General features: G+C 37.4%; 21 protein-coding genes. 10 read left to right on the top strand and 11 right to left on the bottom strand.

Annotated elements, in window-relative coordinates; genetic code table 11:
- Positions 1 to 25: 25 nt before the first annotated feature.
- Positions 26 to 1,663 carry a methyl-accepting chemotaxis protein gene (locus PSE69_RS04015; protein WP_036940590.1) on the bottom strand — a complete coding sequence of 546 codons (1,638 nt, stop codon included), beginning with the start codon at positions 1,661 to 1,663 and terminating at the stop codon, positions 26 to 28.
- Between the two features lie 361 nt (positions 1,664 to 2,024).
- Between PSE69_RS04015 and PSE69_RS04010 the strand changes: the two genes are divergently transcribed.
- Both PSE69_RS04010 and PSE69_RS04005 read left to right on the top strand, forming a co-directional pair.
- Positions 2,025 to 2,363, top strand: coding sequence for a GlpM family protein (locus PSE69_RS04010; RefSeq protein ID WP_004920759.1), 339 nt, complete (start codon positions 2,025 to 2,027; stop codon positions 2,361 to 2,363).
- Between the two features lie 149 nt (positions 2,364 to 2,512).
- Positions 2,513 to 2,959 (top strand): hypothetical protein, encoded by a 447-nt coding sequence (locus PSE69_RS04005; RefSeq protein ID WP_041704994.1) that lies wholly within the window; start codon positions 2,513 to 2,515, stop codon positions 2,957 to 2,959.
- Here PSE69_RS04005 and PSE69_RS04000 read toward each other — a convergent pair.
- Together PSE69_RS04000 and PSE69_RS03995 are read right to left on the bottom strand one after the other, a co-directional pair.
- On the bottom strand, positions 2,956 to 3,738 hold the full coding sequence (locus PSE69_RS04000) for a class I SAM-dependent methyltransferase (protein ID WP_121874563.1): 783 nt from the start codon (positions 3,736 to 3,738) through the stop codon (positions 2,956 to 2,958). The genes PSE69_RS04005 and PSE69_RS04000 overlap by 4 nt on opposite strands.
- 127 nt (positions 3,739 to 3,865) lie before the next feature.
- Positions 3,866 to 4,351 (bottom strand): GNAT family N-acetyltransferase, encoded by a 486-nt coding sequence (locus tag PSE69_RS03995; RefSeq protein ID WP_121874564.1) that lies wholly within the window; start codon positions 4,349 to 4,351, stop codon positions 3,866 to 3,868.
- 162 nt (positions 4,352 to 4,513) lie between these two features.
- Here PSE69_RS03995 and PSE69_RS03990 point away from each other — a divergent pair, with 162 nt between their 5' ends.
- Positions 4,514 to 4,858 (top strand): DMT family protein, encoded by a 345-nt coding sequence (locus tag PSE69_RS03990; RefSeq protein ID WP_036943916.1) that lies wholly within the window; start codon positions 4,514 to 4,516, stop codon positions 4,856 to 4,858.
- A 51-nt stretch (positions 4,859 to 4,909) separates the two neighbouring features.
- Here the strand turns inward: PSE69_RS03990 and PSE69_RS03985 are convergent, their stop codons facing one another.
- Positions 4,910 to 6,061, bottom strand: coding sequence for a pyridoxal phosphate-dependent aminotransferase (locus tag PSE69_RS03985; protein ID WP_014656137.1), 1,152 nt, complete (start codon positions 6,059 to 6,061; stop codon positions 4,910 to 4,912).
- Positions 6,062 to 6,327: 266 nt separating this feature from the next.
- Between PSE69_RS03985 and PSE69_RS03980 the strand changes: the two genes are divergently transcribed.
- Positions 6,328 to 6,831, top strand: a complete 504-nt coding sequence (locus PSE69_RS03980; protein ID WP_014656136.1) for a DUF1543 domain-containing protein — start codon at positions 6,328 to 6,330, stop codon at positions 6,829 to 6,831.
- Positions 6,832 to 6,894: 63 nt separating this feature from the next.
- On the opposite strand, the gene PSE69_RS03975 is transcribed toward PSE69_RS03980, so the two are convergent.
- Together PSE69_RS03975 and PSE69_RS03970 are read right to left on the bottom strand one after the other, a co-directional pair.
- Entirely contained in the window at positions 6,895 to 7,251 is a 357-nt protein-coding gene (locus PSE69_RS03975) for a hypothetical protein (protein WP_004920739.1), read from the bottom strand.
- A 306-nt stretch (positions 7,252 to 7,557) separates the two neighbouring features.
- Complete coding sequence (locus PSE69_RS03970) at positions 7,558 to 7,779, bottom strand: hypothetical protein (protein ID WP_004920733.1); 222 nt, start codon at positions 7,777 to 7,779, stop codon at positions 7,558 to 7,560.
- A gap of 336 nt (positions 7,780 to 8,115) precedes the next feature.
- Between PSE69_RS03970 and PSE69_RS03965 the strand changes: the two genes are divergently transcribed.
- Positions 8,116 to 8,490: a hypothetical protein gene (locus tag PSE69_RS03965; RefSeq protein WP_014656135.1), complete on the top strand. Its 375-nt coding sequence runs from the start codon at positions 8,116 to 8,118 to the stop codon at positions 8,488 to 8,490.
- A gap of 67 nt (positions 8,491 to 8,557) precedes the next feature.
- On the opposite strand, the gene PSE69_RS03960 is transcribed toward PSE69_RS03965, so the two are convergent.
- Both PSE69_RS03960 and PSE69_RS03955 read right to left on the bottom strand, forming a co-directional pair.
- Positions 8,558 to 8,932 (bottom strand): hypothetical protein, encoded by a 375-nt coding sequence (locus PSE69_RS03960; protein ID WP_004920727.1) that lies wholly within the window; start codon positions 8,930 to 8,932, stop codon positions 8,558 to 8,560.
- Positions 8,933 to 9,292: 360 nt separating this feature from the next.
- Positions 9,293 to 9,529, bottom strand: coding sequence for a DinI-like family protein (locus tag PSE69_RS03955; protein ID WP_004920724.1), 237 nt, complete (start codon positions 9,527 to 9,529; stop codon positions 9,293 to 9,295).
- A 651-nt stretch (positions 9,530 to 10,180) separates the two neighbouring features.
- On the opposite strand from PSE69_RS03955, the gene PSE69_RS03950 reads away from it, so the two are divergent.
- Positions 10,181 to 11,638 (top strand): alanine/glycine:cation symporter family protein, encoded by a 1,458-nt coding sequence (locus tag PSE69_RS03950; protein WP_004920719.1) that lies wholly within the window; start codon positions 10,181 to 10,183, stop codon positions 11,636 to 11,638.
- 183 nt (positions 11,639 to 11,821) lie between these two features.
- On the top strand, positions 11,822 to 12,730 hold the full coding sequence (gene yddG / locus PSE69_RS03945) for an aromatic amino acid DMT transporter YddG (protein ID WP_121874709.1): 909 nt from the start codon (positions 11,822 to 11,824) through the stop codon (positions 12,728 to 12,730).
- 26 nt (positions 12,731 to 12,756) lie between these two features.
- On the opposite strand, the gene brnQ is transcribed toward yddG, so the two are convergent.
- From brnQ to PSE69_RS03930, 3 genes are all read right to left on the bottom strand, one after another.
- Positions 12,757 to 14,088: a branched-chain amino acid transport system II carrier protein gene (gene brnQ / locus PSE69_RS03940; RefSeq protein ID WP_004920713.1), complete on the bottom strand. Its 1,332-nt coding sequence runs from the start codon at positions 14,086 to 14,088 to the stop codon at positions 12,757 to 12,759.
- 214 nt (positions 14,089 to 14,302) lie between these two features.
- Positions 14,303 to 15,118: a sugar-phosphatase gene (gene yidA, locus PSE69_RS03935; RefSeq protein ID WP_004920710.1), complete on the bottom strand. Its 816-nt coding sequence runs from the start codon at positions 15,116 to 15,118 to the stop codon at positions 14,303 to 14,305.
- A 262-nt stretch (positions 15,119 to 15,380) separates the two neighbouring features.
- Positions 15,381 to 15,764: a helix-turn-helix domain-containing protein gene (locus tag PSE69_RS03930; RefSeq protein ID WP_004920708.1), complete on the bottom strand. Its 384-nt coding sequence runs from the start codon at positions 15,762 to 15,764 to the stop codon at positions 15,381 to 15,383.
- Between the two features lie 623 nt (positions 15,765 to 16,387).
- Between PSE69_RS03930 and mgrB the strand changes: the two genes are divergently transcribed.
- The 3 genes from mgrB to PSE69_RS03915 all read left to right on the top strand — a co-directional run bounded on the left by mgrB (position 16,388) and on the right by PSE69_RS03915 (position 18,541).
- Positions 16,388 to 16,498, top strand: coding sequence for a PhoP/PhoQ regulator MgrB (gene mgrB / locus PSE69_RS03925; RefSeq protein ID WP_376738365.1), 111 nt, complete (start codon positions 16,388 to 16,390; stop codon positions 16,496 to 16,498).
- A 196-nt stretch (positions 16,499 to 16,694) separates the two neighbouring features.
- The gene (locus PSE69_RS03920) at positions 16,695 to 18,077 is read left to right on the top strand and encodes an amino acid permease (protein ID WP_004920703.1); all 1,383 of its coding nucleotides are present in this window, start codon (positions 16,695 to 16,697) and stop codon (positions 18,075 to 18,077) included.
- Positions 18,078 to 18,130: 53 nt separating this feature from the next.
- Positions 18,131 to 18,541, top strand: coding sequence for a GFA family protein (locus PSE69_RS03915; RefSeq protein WP_036940567.1), 411 nt, complete (start codon positions 18,131 to 18,133; stop codon positions 18,539 to 18,541).
- The last annotated feature ends 79 nt before the right edge of the window (positions 18,542 to 18,620 follow it).

The raw sequence follows: 18,620 nt of genomic DNA, 5'->3' as shown, positions 1-18,620 counted from the left end.
ACTACCTTGTTTGGACGAATATGGCTTATTCTTGGTTATGCGATTTGGTTGGTGTAGAGGTAGGTTCAATGTGAAAGGTCGCAATGATCTCCTCAAGTAATTCAGACTGAGTTTTTAAGGATTGTAATGAACCTTGCAATTCTTTCGTCATTGCCGCATTCGCTTGGGTGGTGTTATCGAGTTCATTAATTGCAATATGGATTTGTCCAACACCATGAGTCTGCTCATTAGACGCATGCGAGATGTTCTGTATCATTTCATTAATATTAGCGGTACTTCTTGCGATAGCCACAATATTATCGTTAGCATCAGCGGCTAATTGGAAGCAGTGATGAATTTTTTCATTTGAATTATCAATCAGCACTTTGATTTCTTTAGATGCTTGATTACAGCTCATCGACAGCTCACGTACCTCATTTGCAACAACAGCAAAACCTTTGCCATGCTCGCCAACTCGGGCGGCCTCTACTGCGGCATTTAAAGCCAATAAATTAGTTTGAAAGGCAATATTATCAATGGTTGATGTGATTTTGCTGATCTCTTTAGAGAAATCGACGATATCATCCATGTTCTCAACGACGTCAGAAATAAGTTCACTACTCTTATCAATAGTAATGCCGTTCTGTGCCATTAGTTGGCAGGATTCATGAGTATGGGCGCTATTAAGTTTAAAGGATGAATCTAATTCCTCTATACTTGCAGCCGTTTCCACAATAGCAGCAGCTTGTTGATCTGCACGAATAGATAGGTCCTGATTCATTTGAGTGATATCACCGATCTCATCTTTGATAGTATGGGTATTAGAATAGATATTTTTGACGATATTAATTAACTTACTCTGCATATTCGAAACATGCTGTTTCAACAGTTTAATTTCTGCTAACCCTTTATTGTCAAAATGATGGTGAAGGACCCCTTGACTGACTTTTTCTATGCCATCAATGACTTGATTAAGAGGGCGAATAAATAAATGTTGTAGAACTAAACGTACGAGTAAGGTTACCAATGTTAGGCTAATGATCACCGCGATAATACCAATCAGACTTTTGCGATACAATTCTTCGCTTGCCGCGGTGATATCATGATAACCCTGATTTAACTGCTGATGATAATAATTGAAATTTTGTTCGAAAGTATCTTGAAAACCTTGTGTAGGTTGATTTAAGAATTCATAAGTTTTTCCTTGAACTAAAAATAGAGATAGTTCCATTAACGCTGAATGTAATTGAGTATAGCTTTGTTGTAACTCATTAAATGCTAATTCGTTTTTATTTTGTGTTAATTCTGTAAAAGTTGCCCATTGTGATTCGGTTTTATTCATCTTCTCCTGAAATTGTTGAACTAAACTATCAATATCAGTATTAGCAGTTTGCATTTTGTTTATCACTAACAAATGTCTTGAGCTGGCTCTATTTAAGGTATTTCGAGCCTGTAAAAGAGATTGCCATGTATCATTTAGTGCAGACTGCTCTTGATAAATATCATCTAGTCTTTCTAGTGCCGTTTGATAATTTTTAAGATAACTAAAAAATAACCAACATGAAGAGAGTAATAGTAGGATCAGTAATCCAGATAATATCCAAATGAGAGTTGTTGTTTTAAGACCTGAAAATGAGAACCGGGAAAAAGGGGAATCAGTTTTTTGTGAAGTCGCGAACATCATTATTATTTCCTTACATACTGTCGGTAACATGTTTCAACACGTACAAATAAACGACTTATTTGATATAAGGTGATGATCAAATCGCTAAGTGATTTGCTACACACCTTATGGTGGTCATACAGAAGTCAGGTGTAGGTATTCCCTAATGGTATCGGCAGGAAATGCGTATACTTTATATTCAAACTGAATGCTAACCGAAATATAACGAGGGCTTAATCGAGGGAATTGAAATTAACTTATTGTTTCATAATGATTATTTTTTGGCGGCACAGCAATATACCTAAGCAAAAAAATAACTGATTACTTTTTTATATTTAGAGATAATATAACTGTTAATGTTATTAAATAATAAGATACCACTATGCTTTCATTGTTCTTAAAGTGTTCATTAGGGGCATTAGCCGTTTTAATTATTGCTTTACTATCAAAAAGTAAGACATTTTATATAGCAGGTTTAGTACCTTTGTTCCCAACATTTGCCTTGATCGCCCATGTGATCATTGTTCAAGAGCAGGGAGCATTAGCACTACGTAAGACCGCATTATTTGGTATATGGTCATTAATTCCATATCTATTGTATTTACTGACAGTCTATTGGCTCGCCACAAAATTTTCAGCGTGGTTTTGTTTAGGGTCTGCGACGGTTGTCTGGTGTCTCTCAGCGGCGATATTGATCTACCTCTGGAGAATGTATCAATAATTCACAAAAGACAGTGTTATATATCTACTTATCAGGAATAATTATTTTTTAATGCAAATAATTCATTCTGCGCTCACTTATTTGTCGCATTTTGTTACAATTTCAATATAGTAATTAGGTACGTTTTATAAAAAATCGCTGTGGTAAAAATGTTATTAAGAAGCCTAGTTCTGTTGCTTATGGTTGGTGGTGCTTATATTGCGGGTATTATGACGAATATCGCTCAAGTATCAGAATTCGACACTAAAAAGAAAATTGAAAACTCAGTAGAAGATTTTCTCGCTTACCCAACGGCGGCTAAGTATCGAAATGTTAATTACCATGTGCTGAATAAAACCCAGGATGGTGAAGAAACGGGTTATTATTGTGGTGAAGTATTTGGGTTTAAAAATGAGTTACCCTATGGCTTTAAACGGTTTATCGTGCGCTCCCATAAAAATGCGTCAGGTAACACGATGGTATCCATTCCTTTTGTTGAAGAAATTGATGACATTATCCCAATAGAACAATTTGAATTTGTATGGGAAAAATATTGCCAGCCAAACAAGCAGGCTGATTTATCAAAAAATCAGCTTTCATCATTTCTAAATGACTAGGCGGTTTTAATCGCAAATGTCGCTAAAAAAGTCGGCAGGTAATGGTCAATAACAAATCGAGGGTTAGGTTGCCAATCTTCATAAAACCCAGCGAGCTGAAAACCGGCCTTTATTTGTCCACCAATTAAATCGGTTAATGAATGACCAAAAACAAAAGCTTCTTGATTTTGCTGTTTCAAGTGGATTTGTTCCTGGGTTAATGCCTCTATTTCAGAAAAAGGCATTTTATAAGTCGGCTTAATTATTTGTTGCTCCTTATATTGTGGGTCACGGTCACCGACAAAAACGATTGGGTTAAAAAAGCTGGATAGTAGTCTGCCATGTGTATTTAAAACACGATGACATTCACGCCAAGCAGGATTTACATCCGGTATATAAAGATTAGAAATAGGGTGGAAAATGAGATCAAAGTGGTTATCTGGGAATACGTGTAGATCTCGCATATCACCTTGAATAGTTTCTAGTTTTAAATTCTCACGAATAGCAACTTGTCTATCTTGTTCTAATTGTTTATCTGATAGGTCAAAAACAGTGACATCAGCACCAGCAGCAGATAAAACAGGGGCTTGTTGCCCTCCTGCTGAGGCTAGACATAGAATTTTTTTCCCTTTTATATCGCCAAGCCACGCTTTAGGTAATGGCGAAGGCGTCAAATGAACTTGCCATTCACCTTGTTTTGCTTTTGCAATGGTCGGAGAGTCAACGGGAATTGACCAAGGCTGTTGCAGTAAAGCTTGCTTATCCCATGCTTTTTGATTAGCGGCTAAAAAATCAGTCATAAAAAGAACTCCTCAAAACGTTATTTTACTAATGTAACGTAAGAAACGAGGAATGAAAACAAAAATGTACTACTTGGTACATTTAATGGGGGTATTGTGGAAAATGGAACTGTAGCGCTATGATGGTTTATGGTTTAACTAAATAGTAGAGAATATGCTGGAAGGTAAATTCAGCAATTTTCTGCATACCTAATTTCTGATGTGCTTTTAAAGAGCGTATGTTACTACTATTAATAAATGCGACGGGTTGACCGGTCTGTTTAGCACATATCGTGTCATACAGGGATTTAAGAATACTTTTCCCTCGATATGCAGTATCAATACATACGGGACCGTAAAACCAATTATTTTCTATAATGGGGGCAAAGTGTTGGGTGATATATTGCGCCAATGCAGGGAGGGCTTTAGCGAGAGGGCTAAAACTAAAAACGACGCCAACAATATGTCCATTTTCATAGGCTACAACGGTATGACTTGCGCTAGCAAACATCCCTTTAACTTTACCTAAAGGGTACTCACCTAATAACCCACCACCTTGTGATTGTGCGTTAATTTGCAACAATTGGGCAACTTTTTCACAATCCGTTATTTCCATTAATCGGTACTGGATCATAATACGATTCCTCAAAATCTCTTCATTTATTGATGAATATAGCAGGTGGTTTTACCAATAAGGATCCGCAGTGTCGATAGTGAGAGTGAAAAATAAATTCTAATGAATTTTATTTGTTTTGATCTCATAATGGTCAAAATTATCTGCTCAACGTTAACCAAAATGCTTGCTAAATCTTATCCTATTTTATTATTAGTGATTTCAAATGTTTTTATGATGTTTGCATGGTATGGACACTTAAAGTTTACAGATAAACCACTGTATAGCATCATTTTTTTCAGTTGGTTAATTGCATTTGTAGAATATTGCTTTGCGGTTCCAGCCAATCGGCTAGGGCATCAATATTATAGTGCAGCTGAATTAAAAACGATGCAGGAAGTTATCACACTTTGTGTCTTTGTGGTGTTTTCTGTGCTTTATCTTGGGGAGAGTATTTCGATAAACCATATTATTGGCTTTATTTTGATCTTTGCGGGCGCCTTTTTTATCTTCAAAGGCCCATTTTAAGGGCTTAAATATGTCTCTCCCCTGTCTTAAATATAGGGGAGAGACGAGCGACTATACCCAACCTTTCTCGCGGAACTGTTTTAATACAATAACAAATTGCTCCATCTCTTCGGGGGTACCTAGCGTTAAACGGCTCCAACCCATTGCTGGTGGAAATTCACGTCCAACCATAATGTGCGCATCGGCCATTCTTTTTTGGTATGTTTTGACATCACCTTTAACTTTATGAAAGATAAAATTCGCTTGTGAAGGGGCATAGGTAATACCGAGTTCATCTAATGCGGTTTCAACGATTTTTCTAGATAAGTTATTGGATTTCAGACTATATGCAATAAATGATTTATCCTGCAAAGAAGCAAGAGCGGCAACGGCGCCAGCCGTATTGGTATTATCTAAAGGTAAAAACGCATCAATGGCAGCAATAACTTCAGGGGTTGCGATACCGTAACCAACACGCAGTCCTGCTAACGCAAAAATCTTTGAAAAGGTGCGAGTGACAACAAGGTTATTTTTACCCTGTTTCACAAGCTCAATGGCACTGATAAATTTCGGGTCTTCAACGAATTCAGCGTAGGCTTCGTCTACGATGAAAAATTGTTTATCTGAAGATTTATGCATCCATTCGCTTAATTCGCTTGCTGGTGTGATCATCGCCGTTGGGTTATTTGGGTTACAAATATAAATGATTGATAACCCATCAAATTCATCAGCAAGTTGTTCCATTTTTTTTAGGTCGAATGACAAATCTTCTTTTAACGGAACTTTAGTGATTTTACCTGCAAATGATTGAGTATATAACTCGGCGTAATTGAATGTTGGGTCGGGCGTAATAAGTTGAAGTCCTTGATTTTGTTGGCGTGCTTTTGCTGCTAGCATCGCAACGGCAGCTTGGATGGTTTCTGAAGAGCCATTTCCCAATGTGACATGCTTGTCGGTCAAGGCATAGTGTTTACCTAGTGCTGCAATTAGGTCAGCTCTAGCATCATCAGGATAGCGGAATGAACCGGGTAGAGCGGCAATAACGGCATCTTTTGCTTTTGGCGACATGCCGAGTGAATTTTCATTAAAATTAAGCAGCAAAGGGTGTTGCGCATCAAGCAAAAATTGCGTTTTTGTTTCCGCAATAGCTTGATTGAAAAGAGAGTTTACAGCTAATCCGCCCATAACGGCTGAGCTTGTTTTTAGAAAAGAACGACGATCCATGGTGTTTCCTTGCAAAAAAATAGTAATCATTAGATTACTGAAAATAGATTTGTTGTAAATAATTATTTATCACAAGTGATTATTTATTCATTTTGTTAAGATCGGACTTTAAGCAAAATACAGGTTAATTATTACTTTAATATATTGATAAATATAAATAATCACTCAGAATTTATGGTTTGTTGTGATAAAAAATTTCTTTTCATACATCAATGGTTGTATAATGAATTACATATCGAAGGTTGTATAATAATTTGGATGATAAAATGAAGTTATTTATGTTTTATGTTGGTGGCAATGCAGGGAAGTCAAATATAGAAGTTCATGATATTCAATTCGTTGTAGCCGAAAAACCGACAGATGCTTGGCCTGCATTGCGGGAAGCTTGGTTTGGCGATAAGGATAAGATCCATATCGACGGCTATGCAACGATTAATTGGGTGGATGGATTTAAAATCGAACTACATCAGGAGCCTTCTTTAACGACACAGCGGCTATACTTTATTAATGTTGGAGGGTATCAGCCATCTACTCTGGCCGAACTGCATGAGTTTGATCTATTCGTTGCTGAATCGGCGGCGGAAGCAAAGCAAAAAGCGATTAATGCATTATTAGTTAATTGCCAACAGCAGCATAAAGACAATTTAAAGGATGTTGATGATTGTCTCTTATTGGATCAAATTGGCAATTATTATATTCACCTTATCCCTCAGCCAGACGGTGAGCATTTTAAGCCTGAATGGCAAGGCTATCAGCCTATCGGTATATGATTTTTATCTCGTAGGTCGTTTGATGATGTGAGTTGTAGGGCAGTGTTAACTGCCCTAATTCGTTTATCGCTGTTGAGGGGTATTATTGTTTGAAATTTCAATAACGGAGACTCGAACAACGTATTGTTTACCACTTTCTCCCTTTGGCGCATCAGCTGCAATTTTTTTCAGGGTCTCATCTGGCTGAGTTGTCTGAATTGACGTTGAATATTGCATAGCTCCATTATGGCGACCATAGTGACGTCCAGAACCGTTGTAGTGACGGTTATTATCACAAGGGCGGTCATTATATTGTTGCTGATTGTGATAACCATTTTTATGCCAAGCACCATCACAATAATTATTATCGTTATATGCGAAAGAAGAAAAGCTAATGGCAAATAAACTTGCTGAAATAAAAAGAGGCTTTAAATAATTCATATTTATACTCCTGTTGGGTACCGACTAATAATTATTTTGGCTCTTTTATTTATTATTTCAATGTTATTTACCTAAATAAAGAGATATATCATAGTTTCATCACTAACTACTCTTATTTCCTTCACAATGAAAAAAAGTTGTATTGATCTTTAAAATAAAGTAACTATTTTTATTTTTTATAGGCAGTAATACGTAATAAATATATTGGTATTTTGAATATGCTTCTTCTTTCAATCGCAATTAATTGATTTGTAAGTAATTTTTATGTTGATTGGCACGGGTTAAATTGGTTATGGCATGCTACCGTTATAGATCAGAGAAAAACTTCGCTAATTTACTCAATGAACTAATTGAAGCGACGGCAATCTCTTTATTATAATCGTCACATAAAACTAACAATCTATCAATAGCGTCTTCTTGCTCGATTGAACATTTATAATCACCTAAAGCATTAATTGCCGCTATTTTTACATCGTTGTTAGTACCATAAGTAAGCTCAACAAGATTTTTTACGATCCTCTCTTTCATTCTATTCCCATATTTAAATGATAATCATTTCTCAATTATAATATTATGAGTGAAATTAGAAAACGTTTTTTTTATTAATGAATAATGAAAAAATATAAAAATTAAATATCAAATTAATGTGATGGAATATTATATTGAATGAAAAATTAATTAAATTGACAATATTATAAGTTAATTAATAAAAGATAAGATATCCTTAATAACGGCTTATAGAACACGCTTGTTGTATTCACCAATAAATCAAATTTTAGCGAACTTGGCTCATTTTGTTCACATAAAACAAGTTAATATCGTTATAATTAGTCTGACTAGCTAAATGCCAAGAAGGATTATGTATTGAAACGTATAAAAACCAAACTGTTTATCGTCATTTTGATTATTATTGCTGGCTTTGTATATCAATATGTTACAGCAATTCATGACTCCGACATTCAAAAAATGGCTCAGCAATTGGTCGAAAATAAACTCGCCTCACAGCAACCTGTGAACTTCAATGACGTTAAGGTTGTTAAGCGGAATCAATACAAAGAAGGTGAAAGTGTAGGCGTATGCGGCACATATCAGGTCGGTAATGATGGTCGTGCACTACTTTTTGTTGCTAATATTGATATTCGTGACGGGCAATTTTCAGGGAAGAATCAGTTATTGTTGAGCGATAACGAGGACATTCAGGCCTCTATCAAGACGATATGCCAAAAAGAGCAACCATAACAGCTCATGAGATAATAGAATGTGCCCAGTTTCGATAGAGACTGGGTACATTTTTATAGATTGATGCTTATTTCGTTTTGTTCAACAGAAGCTCAGTTTGGATTTTGCAAGCGGAGATTGAGTCATTTAGCGATTTCGCGAATTCGTCCTGGCTCTTAAAGCTACCTTTATTATCGCGGATGGTTTTAATGACAACAGCCAAGTTCTTTTGTAAATCAGCTTCGTTTGTCTCTAATTTAGCGAGATCAACATTTTTACTTTTTAGCTGAGTAAGTGCATCTGCTGCTAATTCGTTGCTGCTTTTATCTGAACGATAGGCATCATTGAGTGTTTGGCCTGTAATATCACAATAATCAATGGCAGTTTGGCTAATATTTAGTGGTTCATTAGCGCCTAGTGCGATAATCGGTGTAAAGCATACAGCAAGTAAAAGACGTTTCATGGCAGTACCTCTAGTTTTACACTAAATGAATTTTAACTTTATCGGATAATAGACAGAGACTATAGCAGAATAGGCCGAAAAGAGGGTGTCCTAAGTATTATTTCGCATTTTGAAACAAAAAAAGAGCCAGTAAAAACACTGGCTGCCATATTGAGCAAAAGCAATGTAAATGAAAATTACGTTATATAATTTATCATATAACGGTAATAAGAAAAGCGGTTTTGTGACTAAGATTAGCTTATTTGTAACAAATATGATCTTGATCAGCAATTGCCACTATGGAGAGATGGAGGAGGAGAGAGTAACCAGCCTTTAATTTAATGAATATAAGTAAAGGCTGGCTAAAACATAGGCGAATAATTATTTTGACCAATGCCCATGATGGAGAACGTCTTCAACTAATTCATGAAGAACGATATGAGCTTCTTTGTCATCATGAAAACCAGAAGTTTCAAATGTAGTTGCTCCAGTATCATGAATAATATAGAGATCGCTACCTGGATAAACTTCTAATACCCTTGCTCTTAGTTCTGAAGCAAATGCGTCATAAAGGCTTTGGGATACAGCATCATCAGAGATTTTAATGGTGATTTTCATTTTTTAACCTTAAATAGGGTTTCGATTTAATTGTAAATTTTATGGTGATGTATAAATAGAAGCAATAATCATTTTTCAATGCTCTTTTTATGATGTTTTTTTTAAATGTTCTATTTGCTTGTTTAATAAACAGTTTGAGGGTATTCACTCTTAATATAAGGCGATAAATTTATTGAATAATAAACTGAATATGTTGGTGAAATTAAATTATTCATTTTATTAGTAGAGCAGGAATTATTAATAATAAAGAAATATGTATTTATAAAAGGGAATAATATAAAATTTTGATTATTATATAACCAAGTTGGTGAATAGAGCGATAATATCATAAAATCAAATGATTAACTTTATGATTTCACTCTTGTTGTGTATTTAATTTGTTGATTTTAAATAAAAAGTATTATCTAGTACACATCTTTATATTAGGTGTTTATATAACAAATATCAATCTCAAAATTTAAACTTAAAAAATGTTTTACACGGAAGATAAAAAAATATAGTTTTATGACTCTTTGTTTTGTATTTCATTGTGCACGTTTAGGGATTGGTTTCTTATAATCGAAAGGGTGCTTGGTGAGATGAAACATTACAAAGATTATCATTAATTATACAGCGATCTTTATTTACATATAATAAAGTAAGGGGAATGGTTTGGTAGAAATCGTAAATTATCTAAACGACATTGTTTGGGGGTCGCTCCTCATCTATTTATTACTTGGCGTAGGTGTTTACTTTACACTTCGTACAGGATTTATTCAGTTTCGCCATTTTGGTCATATGTTTGGTGTTTTAAAAAATAGTAATCAAGCCGATAAAGCAGGGATATCGTCTTTTCAAGCATTGTGTACCAGCTTAGCGGCTCGGGTGGGAACAGGGAACTTAACCGGTGTTGCCATTGCGATAACGGCAGGAGGCCCTGGAGCCATTTTTTGGATGTGGGTGGTTGCGATGTTAGGGATGGCAACCTCATTTATTGAATCAACCCTCGCTCAATTGTACAAAACAAAAGATGACCAAGGAAATTATCGAGGCGGTCCTGCCTACTATATGCAAAAAGGGTTAAACCGCCGTTGGATGGGCGTGTTATTTTCCATCTTTTTAATTATTGCATTTGGATTGGTATTCAATGCCGTTCAAGCAAACTCAATTGCACAAGCAACTGCTGTAGCATTTGATTTTAACCCTCTATATGTTGGCATTGCGCTTGTGGTGATGAGTGGTGTTGTTATTTTTGGCGGATTAAAATCAATTGCAAAGGTTGCTGAGCTAATCGTTCCTATTATGGCATTGGCTTATTTACTGCTAGCATTTTGGGTACTTGGACATCATATTGAACGCTTACCTGACGTCTTTATGATGATTATCCGCAACGCTTTTGGGTTACAGGAAGCGGCAGGGGGGGCAATTGGTTACGGTGTTGCTCAAGCGATGACTCAAGGTATCCAGCGCGGGTTATTTTCGAATGAAGCGGGGATGGGGTCTGCACCGAATGCAGCCGCTTCTGCCGCTCCATATCCCCCACATCCTGCTTCACAAGGTTATGTGCAAATGCTGGGTGTTTTTATGGATACGATTGTTATTTGCAGTGCGACGGCGATCATTATTCTCTCGTCTGGTGTACTTGAAAACCCAATGGATAAAATCAGCGGAATTGAATTAACGCAGCAGGCCTTGTCATCTGTCGTGGGAAGTTGGGGGTCAACCTTTATCGCAATCGCAATCTTTTTCTTTGCATTCACTTCAATTATTGCCAACTATGCTTACGCAGAGAGCAATATGATATTCTTAGAAAATAATCACACCGCAGGTTTGCTTATCTTGCGCCTAGCTGCATTAGGCATGGTGATGTTTGGTGCCTTAGCCGAGATGCCATTGATATGGAAAATGGCGGATTTATCGATGGGGCTGATGGCAATTACTAATTTAATTGCCATCTTGCTACTGTCTGGTATCGCGTTTAAATTAACCAAAGATTATAACTTGCAAAGGAAAGCAGGAAAAATTCCTACATTTGATATTGCTCAGCACCCTGAATTAAAAACGCAGGTAGAAGAGGGGATTTGGGATAAGGAAAATGTAGCCCAGTGGGATAAGCAAAAATCTATTTAATCATCATAAAAATAAGAGTCATGTCATTCTGGCTGGCTCTTATTTCCCTTTTATTGACGCCGATGTCAGCTAGCCCATTTTCACTCAATTTAATAAAGGTTATCAATAATACTTGCTTTCTAATAGGCTGAGCTTTAAGGTTTTTCTCATAAATTCAAAACTAACGGTTAAATTGAGTAAACAATGAAATTAGGGCAACATGCAGCAACATTTTATGGCGTAGTCTCTATTTTACTGTGGAGTACGATTGTTGGTTTAGTGCGAAGTGCGAGTGAAAACTTTGGTGCTGTTGGTGGAGCCGCATTAATTTATAGCCTTGGTACTGCCATTCTGGTTGTATTTATGGGGTTTCCCAAAATTCGTGCTTATCCTAAGCGCTACTTAATTTGGGGAACATTACTCTTTGTTAGTTATGAAATGTGTTTTGTATTAGCTCTGGGGTTGGCAAAAGACCGACAACAGGCTATTGAATTAGGGATGGTGAATTATTTATGGCCCAGCTTTACGATAGCATTAGCTGTTTTGTTTAATCGCCAGCGGTTTACTCTATTGCTTGGTATTGGGCTACTGTTAGCATTTGCTGGGTTAATATGGGTCATTTCGGGTGATCAACCTATTTCAGTTGCGGTAATTGCGGATAATATTTCAAGTAACCCATTAAGTTATTTACTCGTTTTTATTGGAGCTGTCCTCTGGGCGTTATATAGCAATGTGACTAAGCGTATTTCTGGGGGGCATAATGGAATGGTGCTATTTTTTCTACTCACTGCGATAGGGTTATGGATACTTTTTGTGTTTGAACCTAATAAGCAATTCAATATTTCATGGCACAGTATCACATTGCTGTTAGTGGCATCCTTAGCAACAGGCGGTGCGAATGCGTTATGGACGCTCGCTGTGATCCGAGGCAATGTCGCTTTATTAGGTACGTTATCTTACTTTACACCTGTCATATCAACGGCGTTTTCGTCAATTCTATTAAGCACTGCGCTGACATTAGGTTTTTGGCAAGGAGTGGTAATGGTAACTCTTGGGTCGATTATCTGCTTTCTTGCAACTCGGCGGCCATCTAAGGTAAAAAGCGCCCAATAAAGTAGGGCGCTATCGTTGGTAATTAATTATGCTTTTTCATCGGTTAATTGCACGGTTTTGTTGCAAAAGAGGTTGCCAACAAACAGTGAAATTATGAAAGCGATAACCCCCGGTATTAACCAGCCCATACCTTGTTCAAATAGTGGTAAGTTTGAAACAAGGAAGCCCTTCACATTATCACTTAGCAACGTCATATTATTTAATGTATCTAATAGGCTCATAAAGACGATAACAGCGATAGTAATACCGTAAGTGACTCTTGGTGCAGCCATATAACGTCTTGCAAATTGCAGGAATACAATGGTGACCGAAGATGGGTAGATCATTAATAGCGCAGGAATAGTCACTCTTAATAATGTGTCTAGGCCGAAAGTAGAGACAATGGTGGTCAGCAATGTGAAAAAAACCACCCAAAAACGGTAACCTAAGCGATGGTGGAAAGTCGCAAAGTAGTCAGCACAAGCACTCGTTACGCCAACAAGGGTTGTCATGCTAGCTAATAAGACAATCCCACACATGATCCATGTGCCAATTGAGCCGAATAATGTATCCACGTAACGTGAGAATATTTGACCACCATTGGTTGCTGTATTGGCTACAAGTTCACTGGTTGCGCCAAGATAGAATAAGCAAATATAGAGTGCAGCGAGTAAGCTAACAGAGATTAAGCCTGCTTTGATGGTAATAAAAGCCACTTGGCGAGGCTGAGTGATATTTTTTGATGCTAAAGCACGAGCGACAATCCCACCAAAGGCCATGGCAGATAGCACGTCCATGGTTTGATAGCCATCAATTACCCCACCAAAAAAGGCATAATCGGCATATTGTTTTACTGGTGCATTAATCGGAGATAATGGCTCTGCCACCACAGCGATCCCGACCACAACCAATAGAATAAGCAAGGCTGGGGTCATAAACTTGCCGATTGCGCTGATCATCGTGCCTTGTTTAAGCATAAAGAACAAAGAGCACACGTTAAAAATCAAGGCAAAGGTAAGGTGTGAGGTGGTGCTTTTTTCAATGAAACCTAATGGAATGAAGCCCATTTCAAAAGCCGTATTTGTCACCCTTGGCATCGCAAAGGTTGAACCTACAATTAAGTATAGCGCCACCCAAAAAATGACAGCAACCCACTTAGGTAAATCCACAGACAGGCGCTCACCACGGCCTTTAACGGCGACGGTAACCAGAGTCATAAAGGGCAGGATAACACCCGTAATAATAAAGCCAAGCGATGTGCTGAACCAATCTGTACCCGATTGGTAGCCTGCCATAGGAGGGAAAATAATGTTTCCTGCGCCTAAAAATAGCGCGAAGACCATCATCCCAAGAATTACCATATCTTTAGTCGAAAACATGTTACTACCTGTTTGTAATGTATATTTTGCAATGAATATTTTAGTATTACAGTATTTTTAAGGGGGCAGATAGTATCAAATTTAGAAAGCTAAGTAAGGTTTTAGTCATCCATTTGGCTTTTGAATGTAGGGAAATAGGGAAGGGAATGGGTAAACAAGTAGTCTGATTCTGTAAGATATGATTAATTGGCAGTGAATATCACTGCCAAAAAGATTATTGTTGGTTAATAAATTTATTTAGCGCAACGGCGACACCGTCTTCGTTATTGGTGGCAGTGACAAATTTTGCAATATCACGAACGTTATCGATAGCATTTCCCATAGCGACGGGAAATTTGGCGTATTGCAGCATTTGTATATCATTATTTTGATCGCCAATACTCATGACTTTATCAGGTGTAATGCCGAGTTTTTCACAAATTAGCTGTAGTGCTGCGCCTTTACTTGCCGTTTTACTGGAGATTTCTAAAAAGTAAGGGCTGGTTTTTATGAGAGAATAACTTTCAAAAGTATCTTCAGGAATATAACTGATCCCAACGCTCAGCTTTTCAGGCTGGTCTATCATCATCACTTTAGTAAATTTGAGACTGGGATCCATTTCGTTTGCTGGACAATATACGAGTGGAGTATTTGTCAAATAAGCATCATGGACGGTGTAATGGCTAATGTGACGGTTGGCGGTGAACATGGTGTTTTGTGCAAGTGCATGCATATGCACACCAACATCGTTAGCGAGAGAAACAAAATATTGGTAATCCTCAAAATCGAGAAGGTTTTCAATTAAATGGGTACCATCATTGGCTTGATGTATCACACTACCATTATTGCTGATGCAATAATCTGATGCATTATCTAGCCCAAGTTCTTGAAGGTAGGGGAAGATCCCAGAAAATGGCCGCCCAGATGCAAGTACGACACGGACACCTTTATTTTTTGCCTGAATAACCGCCTCTTTAACAGCAGGGGTGATTTGGTGTTGAGAGTTGAGTAAAGTGCCATCTAAATCAATCGCTACCAGTTTGATAGACATCAACGCCTCCGGTTAATGATGTTTTATTGAAATACCTTACTCTATTTACACAAAATGTAAATTAGCTAAAAAAGAGCAATAACGAGAAACCGGTGCAACATGAGCCATTTTATCGTTCGCCACGATCTTAAAATGATTAAGTAAATGATTTTTGCCGCTTATTGATAACCTAACTGAGTTAGAAAATAAAACGGCATAAGTGACAATGGCTTATGGCATTGGGTGATGTAGGGGGAGGGGCCTCAACGCAAATAAGGCATCTTCACTCACCGTTATGGGTTAAATGCAGTGGCTCCTTTACATCTAAATCAATATCAACATTTTGTCTGAAATCAAACGGTGTAATGCCGTATTCCTTCCTAAACATATAGGTAAAATGTGATTGTGAGCCAAATCCAAAGTCTAAGGCGATATCAAAAATAGACTGATCGCTATTTCTTAATAGGTTGACTGCACCCGCCAGTCGACGTTGGCGAATATATTTACCTAATGAAATCCCTGTGACTTCCTTAAAGATTTTCTGCATATGCCAGAGGGAGTAGCCTGAGTAGGCGGCAAGCTCTTCCAAATGGATAACACGACCTAAATGTTCTTCGATCCATTTGCTTAGAGCATCAACAAGTGCTAAGTGGTTGTCTTGTGGCATCTCGATTCAATTACTGAGGTCGTTGACCTTTTGGTGTTAGATTTTTGTTCAAAATACATCTGTTTTGTCGAATTGAGTCAACGAAAGCATTATTCCTCAATCACGTAATAGAAAACAATAGTAAAACAGATTGCATCCGAACCCCATAGGGCGAGTTTATACCCCTTTTAGCATGGTACAGCGATCTCGCATAAACGTATCTACCCAGCTTCATTTATTTAGAGATTAGCTAAGTATTTATTGGTAAGGCTAAAAAATAAACACGAATAGCTAATGGGCTAAATAAGGTAGCTGAAGTATACACAACTTCATTTGATCATGACAAAGGCCGCTTGTGCGGTATTACGATTAAATTGATGAAAAAAAAGCCAATTAAACACAATTTTTGGCAATGAGTAGGAAAAATAAGCATAAAGACGAAAATTGACATGAACTGCTTATTTTCCTCAAATTTTATTCTGATGGCTGAGGTAACATTTGGCATCAAAACATAGTCTATCCGCCAATAGTATCATTCTGTTTATCTTAGCTTTACCGTAATTTATTGATAATTAATAATTATGGTGCTGTTTTTTTAAGGGAGAGTATTGTTGAAATACAAATTGATCATCGGTGTATGCATCGTGATAACCTGTATTTTTTTATATCTTTTAGCCATGGATAGCCTTTGCGACCAAGGTGGTGAAAATTTTATATTTGGAATATGTCAAATAACTGACTTGTTACCGTTTTGATTTTATCCTTTAATACGCCATACTGTGCGTCTTGCGCATCTTTATCAGATAACATCAATATTTAATATGATAAAGGCTCAAGATAGGGCAGAGTATGTGTTTCAGTAGTGTTAATAATAAAATTCAAATAAACTTGTATGCTTAGCTCAATCAATAGAGATAACAAGCAAGTACATAGGATGATAAGGGTAAAGTTATGGCGCAAGAGCAGCAAACGCTAAAGCGTGGATTAAAGAATAGGCATATCCAATTGATTGCTTTGGGAGGTGCCGTTGGCACAGGGCTGTTTCTTGGAATAGCAACAACCATCAAAATGGCAGGCCCTTCGGTATTGTTAGGGTATGCATTATGTGGGGTTATTGCTTTTCTGATCATGCGCCAGTTAGGGGAAATGATCGTTCAAGAGCCTGTTGCAGGTTCATTTAGTCACTTCGCATTTAAGTATTGGGGAGGCTTTGCAGGCTTCCTCTCCGGATGGAATTATTGGTTTATGTTTATCCTCGTTGGGATGACGGAACTGACTGCCGCGGGGAAATATATGCAAGGGTGGTGGCCTGATTTACCGATTTGGGTTTCTGCCATCGTCTTTTTTATCGTTGTAAATGCGGTCAACTTTATTAATGTGCGCGCTTATGGTGAAACTGAGTTCTGGTTTGCCTTAATCAAGGTGGTTGCAATTGTTGCGATGATCCTCTTTGGTTGTTATTTACTGTTTAGTGGGCGAGGTGGTTCAGAATCTGGGCTGTCTAACCTATGGGAATATGGCGGTTTCTTTGCTAACGATTTTCTTGGTTTATTAATGGCTCTTGCTATTATTATGTTTTCATTTGGTGGCTTAGAGTTGGTCGGGATCACCGCCGCAGAAGCTGAAAAACCTGAACAAAGCATTCCTAAAGCGATTAACCAAGTTGTTTATCGTATCTTGATTTTCTATATAGGCTCGATATTAATTTTATTGCTGTTGTACCCATGGGTTAAATTAGATAACGATACAAGCCCATTTTATATCATCTTCCATAATTTAGGTGATGCTCTGGTCGCCAACGCATTAAATGTGGTTATGTTGATAGCGGCGCTGTCCGTTTATAACAGCGGCGTATACTGTACCAGCCGTATGCTATTTGGCCTTGCTCAACAAGATAATGCACCTAAGTTTCTGGCGAAAGTCAATAAAGGTGGTGTACCTATTATGGCATTAATTGTTTCAGGTATTGTGACTTCGGTAGGTATCTTGATCAATTTTGTGATGGAAGGGAAAGCCTTTGTATTTTTAATGTCATTAGTTGTGACAACGCTAGTCATTAACTGGATTATGATTTGTATTTCTAACTTAAAGTTTAGAGCGCAAATGAACAAGCAAGGTATTGAAACTAAGTTTAAAAGTATCTGGTATCCGTTCGGCAACTACTTGTGTCTCGCTTTCTTGGCATTGATCTTGATTGTGATCTTGATGATGGAGAGTTTGAGAATTTCTGTACTGATTATGCCATTATGGATAGGCGTCCTGTGGATTGGCTATCAATTCTCAGGTGCGAAAAAACAAGGAATGGCGAAAAAGAAGGCATCGACAGCTAATTAATTAGCACTCATATCAATTAGTGTAATTTATTCAATACATTGATAGGAGACACTATGGATACACGGTTTGCTCAGTGCCACTGTGGCAGCGTTAAATTCAAAGTCACACTATCCGATGGATTGAATACCGCAAGAAGATGCAATTGCTCCTACTGTCGTATGAGGGGAGCAATTGCGGTCTCTGCTCCGTTATCAGGTATTGAAATTATCGAAGGCAAAGATAAATTGACGGAGTATCGTTTCAATACACGCCAAGCCGCCCACTTTTTCTGCTCAATGTGTGGCATTTATACCTTTCATCAACGACGTTCAAACCCTGAACAATATGGGGTCAATGTGGCTTGCCTAGAGGGTGTTTCACCTTTTGATTTTGAGACAGTCAATGTGATGGATGGCGTAAATCACCCAAAAGATGGCGGTGGTGGCGTTATCGGGTATTTAACTTATCGGAAAGTTGCTGAATAACTTCATTTAAACAATAAAATAGCCAGTGACAGAGCGTTGTGACTGGCTATTTTTTTAGGTGCTTAATAAAAGGTTGGTA

Source organism: Providencia sp. PROV122, from assembly GCF_028482365.1.
GTDB lineage: Bacteria > Pseudomonadota > Gammaproteobacteria > Enterobacterales > Enterobacteriaceae > Providencia > Providencia stuartii.
The sequence above is the reverse complement of the archived record's forward strand: the minus strand, read 5'-3'. Positions and strand labels throughout refer to the sequence as shown.

Bases quoted from the DNA above. Each gene is read 5' to 3' on its own strand.
- PSE69_RS03915 (WP_036940567.1), top strand. From the start codon at position 18,131: ATGGATACACGGTTTGCTCAGTGCCACTGTGGCAGCGTTAAATTCAAA.
- PSE69_RS03990 (WP_036943916.1), top strand. From the start codon at position 4,514: ATGCTTGCTAAATCTTATCCTATTTTATTATTAGTGATTTCAAATGTT.
- PSE69_RS03960 (WP_004920727.1), bottom strand. From the start codon at position 8,932: ATGAAACGTCTTTTACTTGCTGTATGCTTTACACCGATTATCGCACTA.
- PSE69_RS04000 (WP_121874563.1), bottom strand. From the start codon at position 3,738: ATGACTGATTTTTTAGCCGCTAATCAAAAAGCATGGGATAAGCAAGCT.
- PSE69_RS03980 (WP_014656136.1), top strand. From the start codon at position 6,328: ATGAAGTTATTTATGTTTTATGTTGGTGGCAATGCAGGGAAGTCAAAT.
- PSE69_RS03955 (WP_004920724.1), bottom strand. From the start codon at position 9,529: ATGAAAATCACCATTAAAATCTCTGATGATGCTGTATCCCAAAGCCTT.
- PSE69_RS03920 (WP_004920703.1), top strand. From the start codon at position 16,695: ATGGCGCAAGAGCAGCAAACGCTAAAGCGTGGATTAAAGAATAGGCAT.
- PSE69_RS03985 (WP_014656137.1), bottom strand. From the start codon at position 6,061: ATGGATCGTCGTTCTTTTCTAAAAACAAGCTCAGCCGTTATGGGCGGA.
- PSE69_RS03930 (WP_004920708.1), bottom strand. From the start codon at position 15,764: ATGCCACAAGACAACCACTTAGCACTTGTTGATGCTCTAAGCAAATGG.
- PSE69_RS03975 (WP_004920739.1), bottom strand. From the start codon at position 7,251: ATGAATTATTTAAAGCCTCTTTTTATTTCAGCAAGTTTATTTGCCATT.
- yidA (WP_004920710.1), bottom strand. From the start codon at position 15,118: ATGTCTATCAAACTGGTAGCGATTGATTTAGATGGCACTTTACTCAAC.
- PSE69_RS04015 (WP_036940590.1), bottom strand. From the start codon at position 1,663: ATGATGTTCGCGACTTCACAAAAAACTGATTCCCCTTTTTCCCGGTTC.
- PSE69_RS03970 (WP_004920733.1), bottom strand. From the start codon at position 7,779: ATGAAAGAGAGGATCGTAAAAAATCTTGTTGAGCTTACTTATGGTACT.
- PSE69_RS04005 (WP_041704994.1), top strand. From the start codon at position 2,513: ATGTTATTAAGAAGCCTAGTTCTGTTGCTTATGGTTGGTGGTGCTTAT.
- PSE69_RS03995 (WP_121874564.1), bottom strand. From the start codon at position 4,351: ATGATCCAGTACCGATTAATGGAAATAACGGATTGTGAAAAAGTTGCC.
- yddG (WP_121874709.1), top strand. From the start codon at position 11,822: ATGAAATTAGGGCAACATGCAGCAACATTTTATGGCGTAGTCTCTATT.
- PSE69_RS04010 (WP_004920759.1), top strand. From the start codon at position 2,025: ATGCTTTCATTGTTCTTAAAGTGTTCATTAGGGGCATTAGCCGTTTTA.
- brnQ (WP_004920713.1), bottom strand. From the start codon at position 14,088: ATGTTTTCGACTAAAGATATGGTAATTCTTGGGATGATGGTCTTCGCG.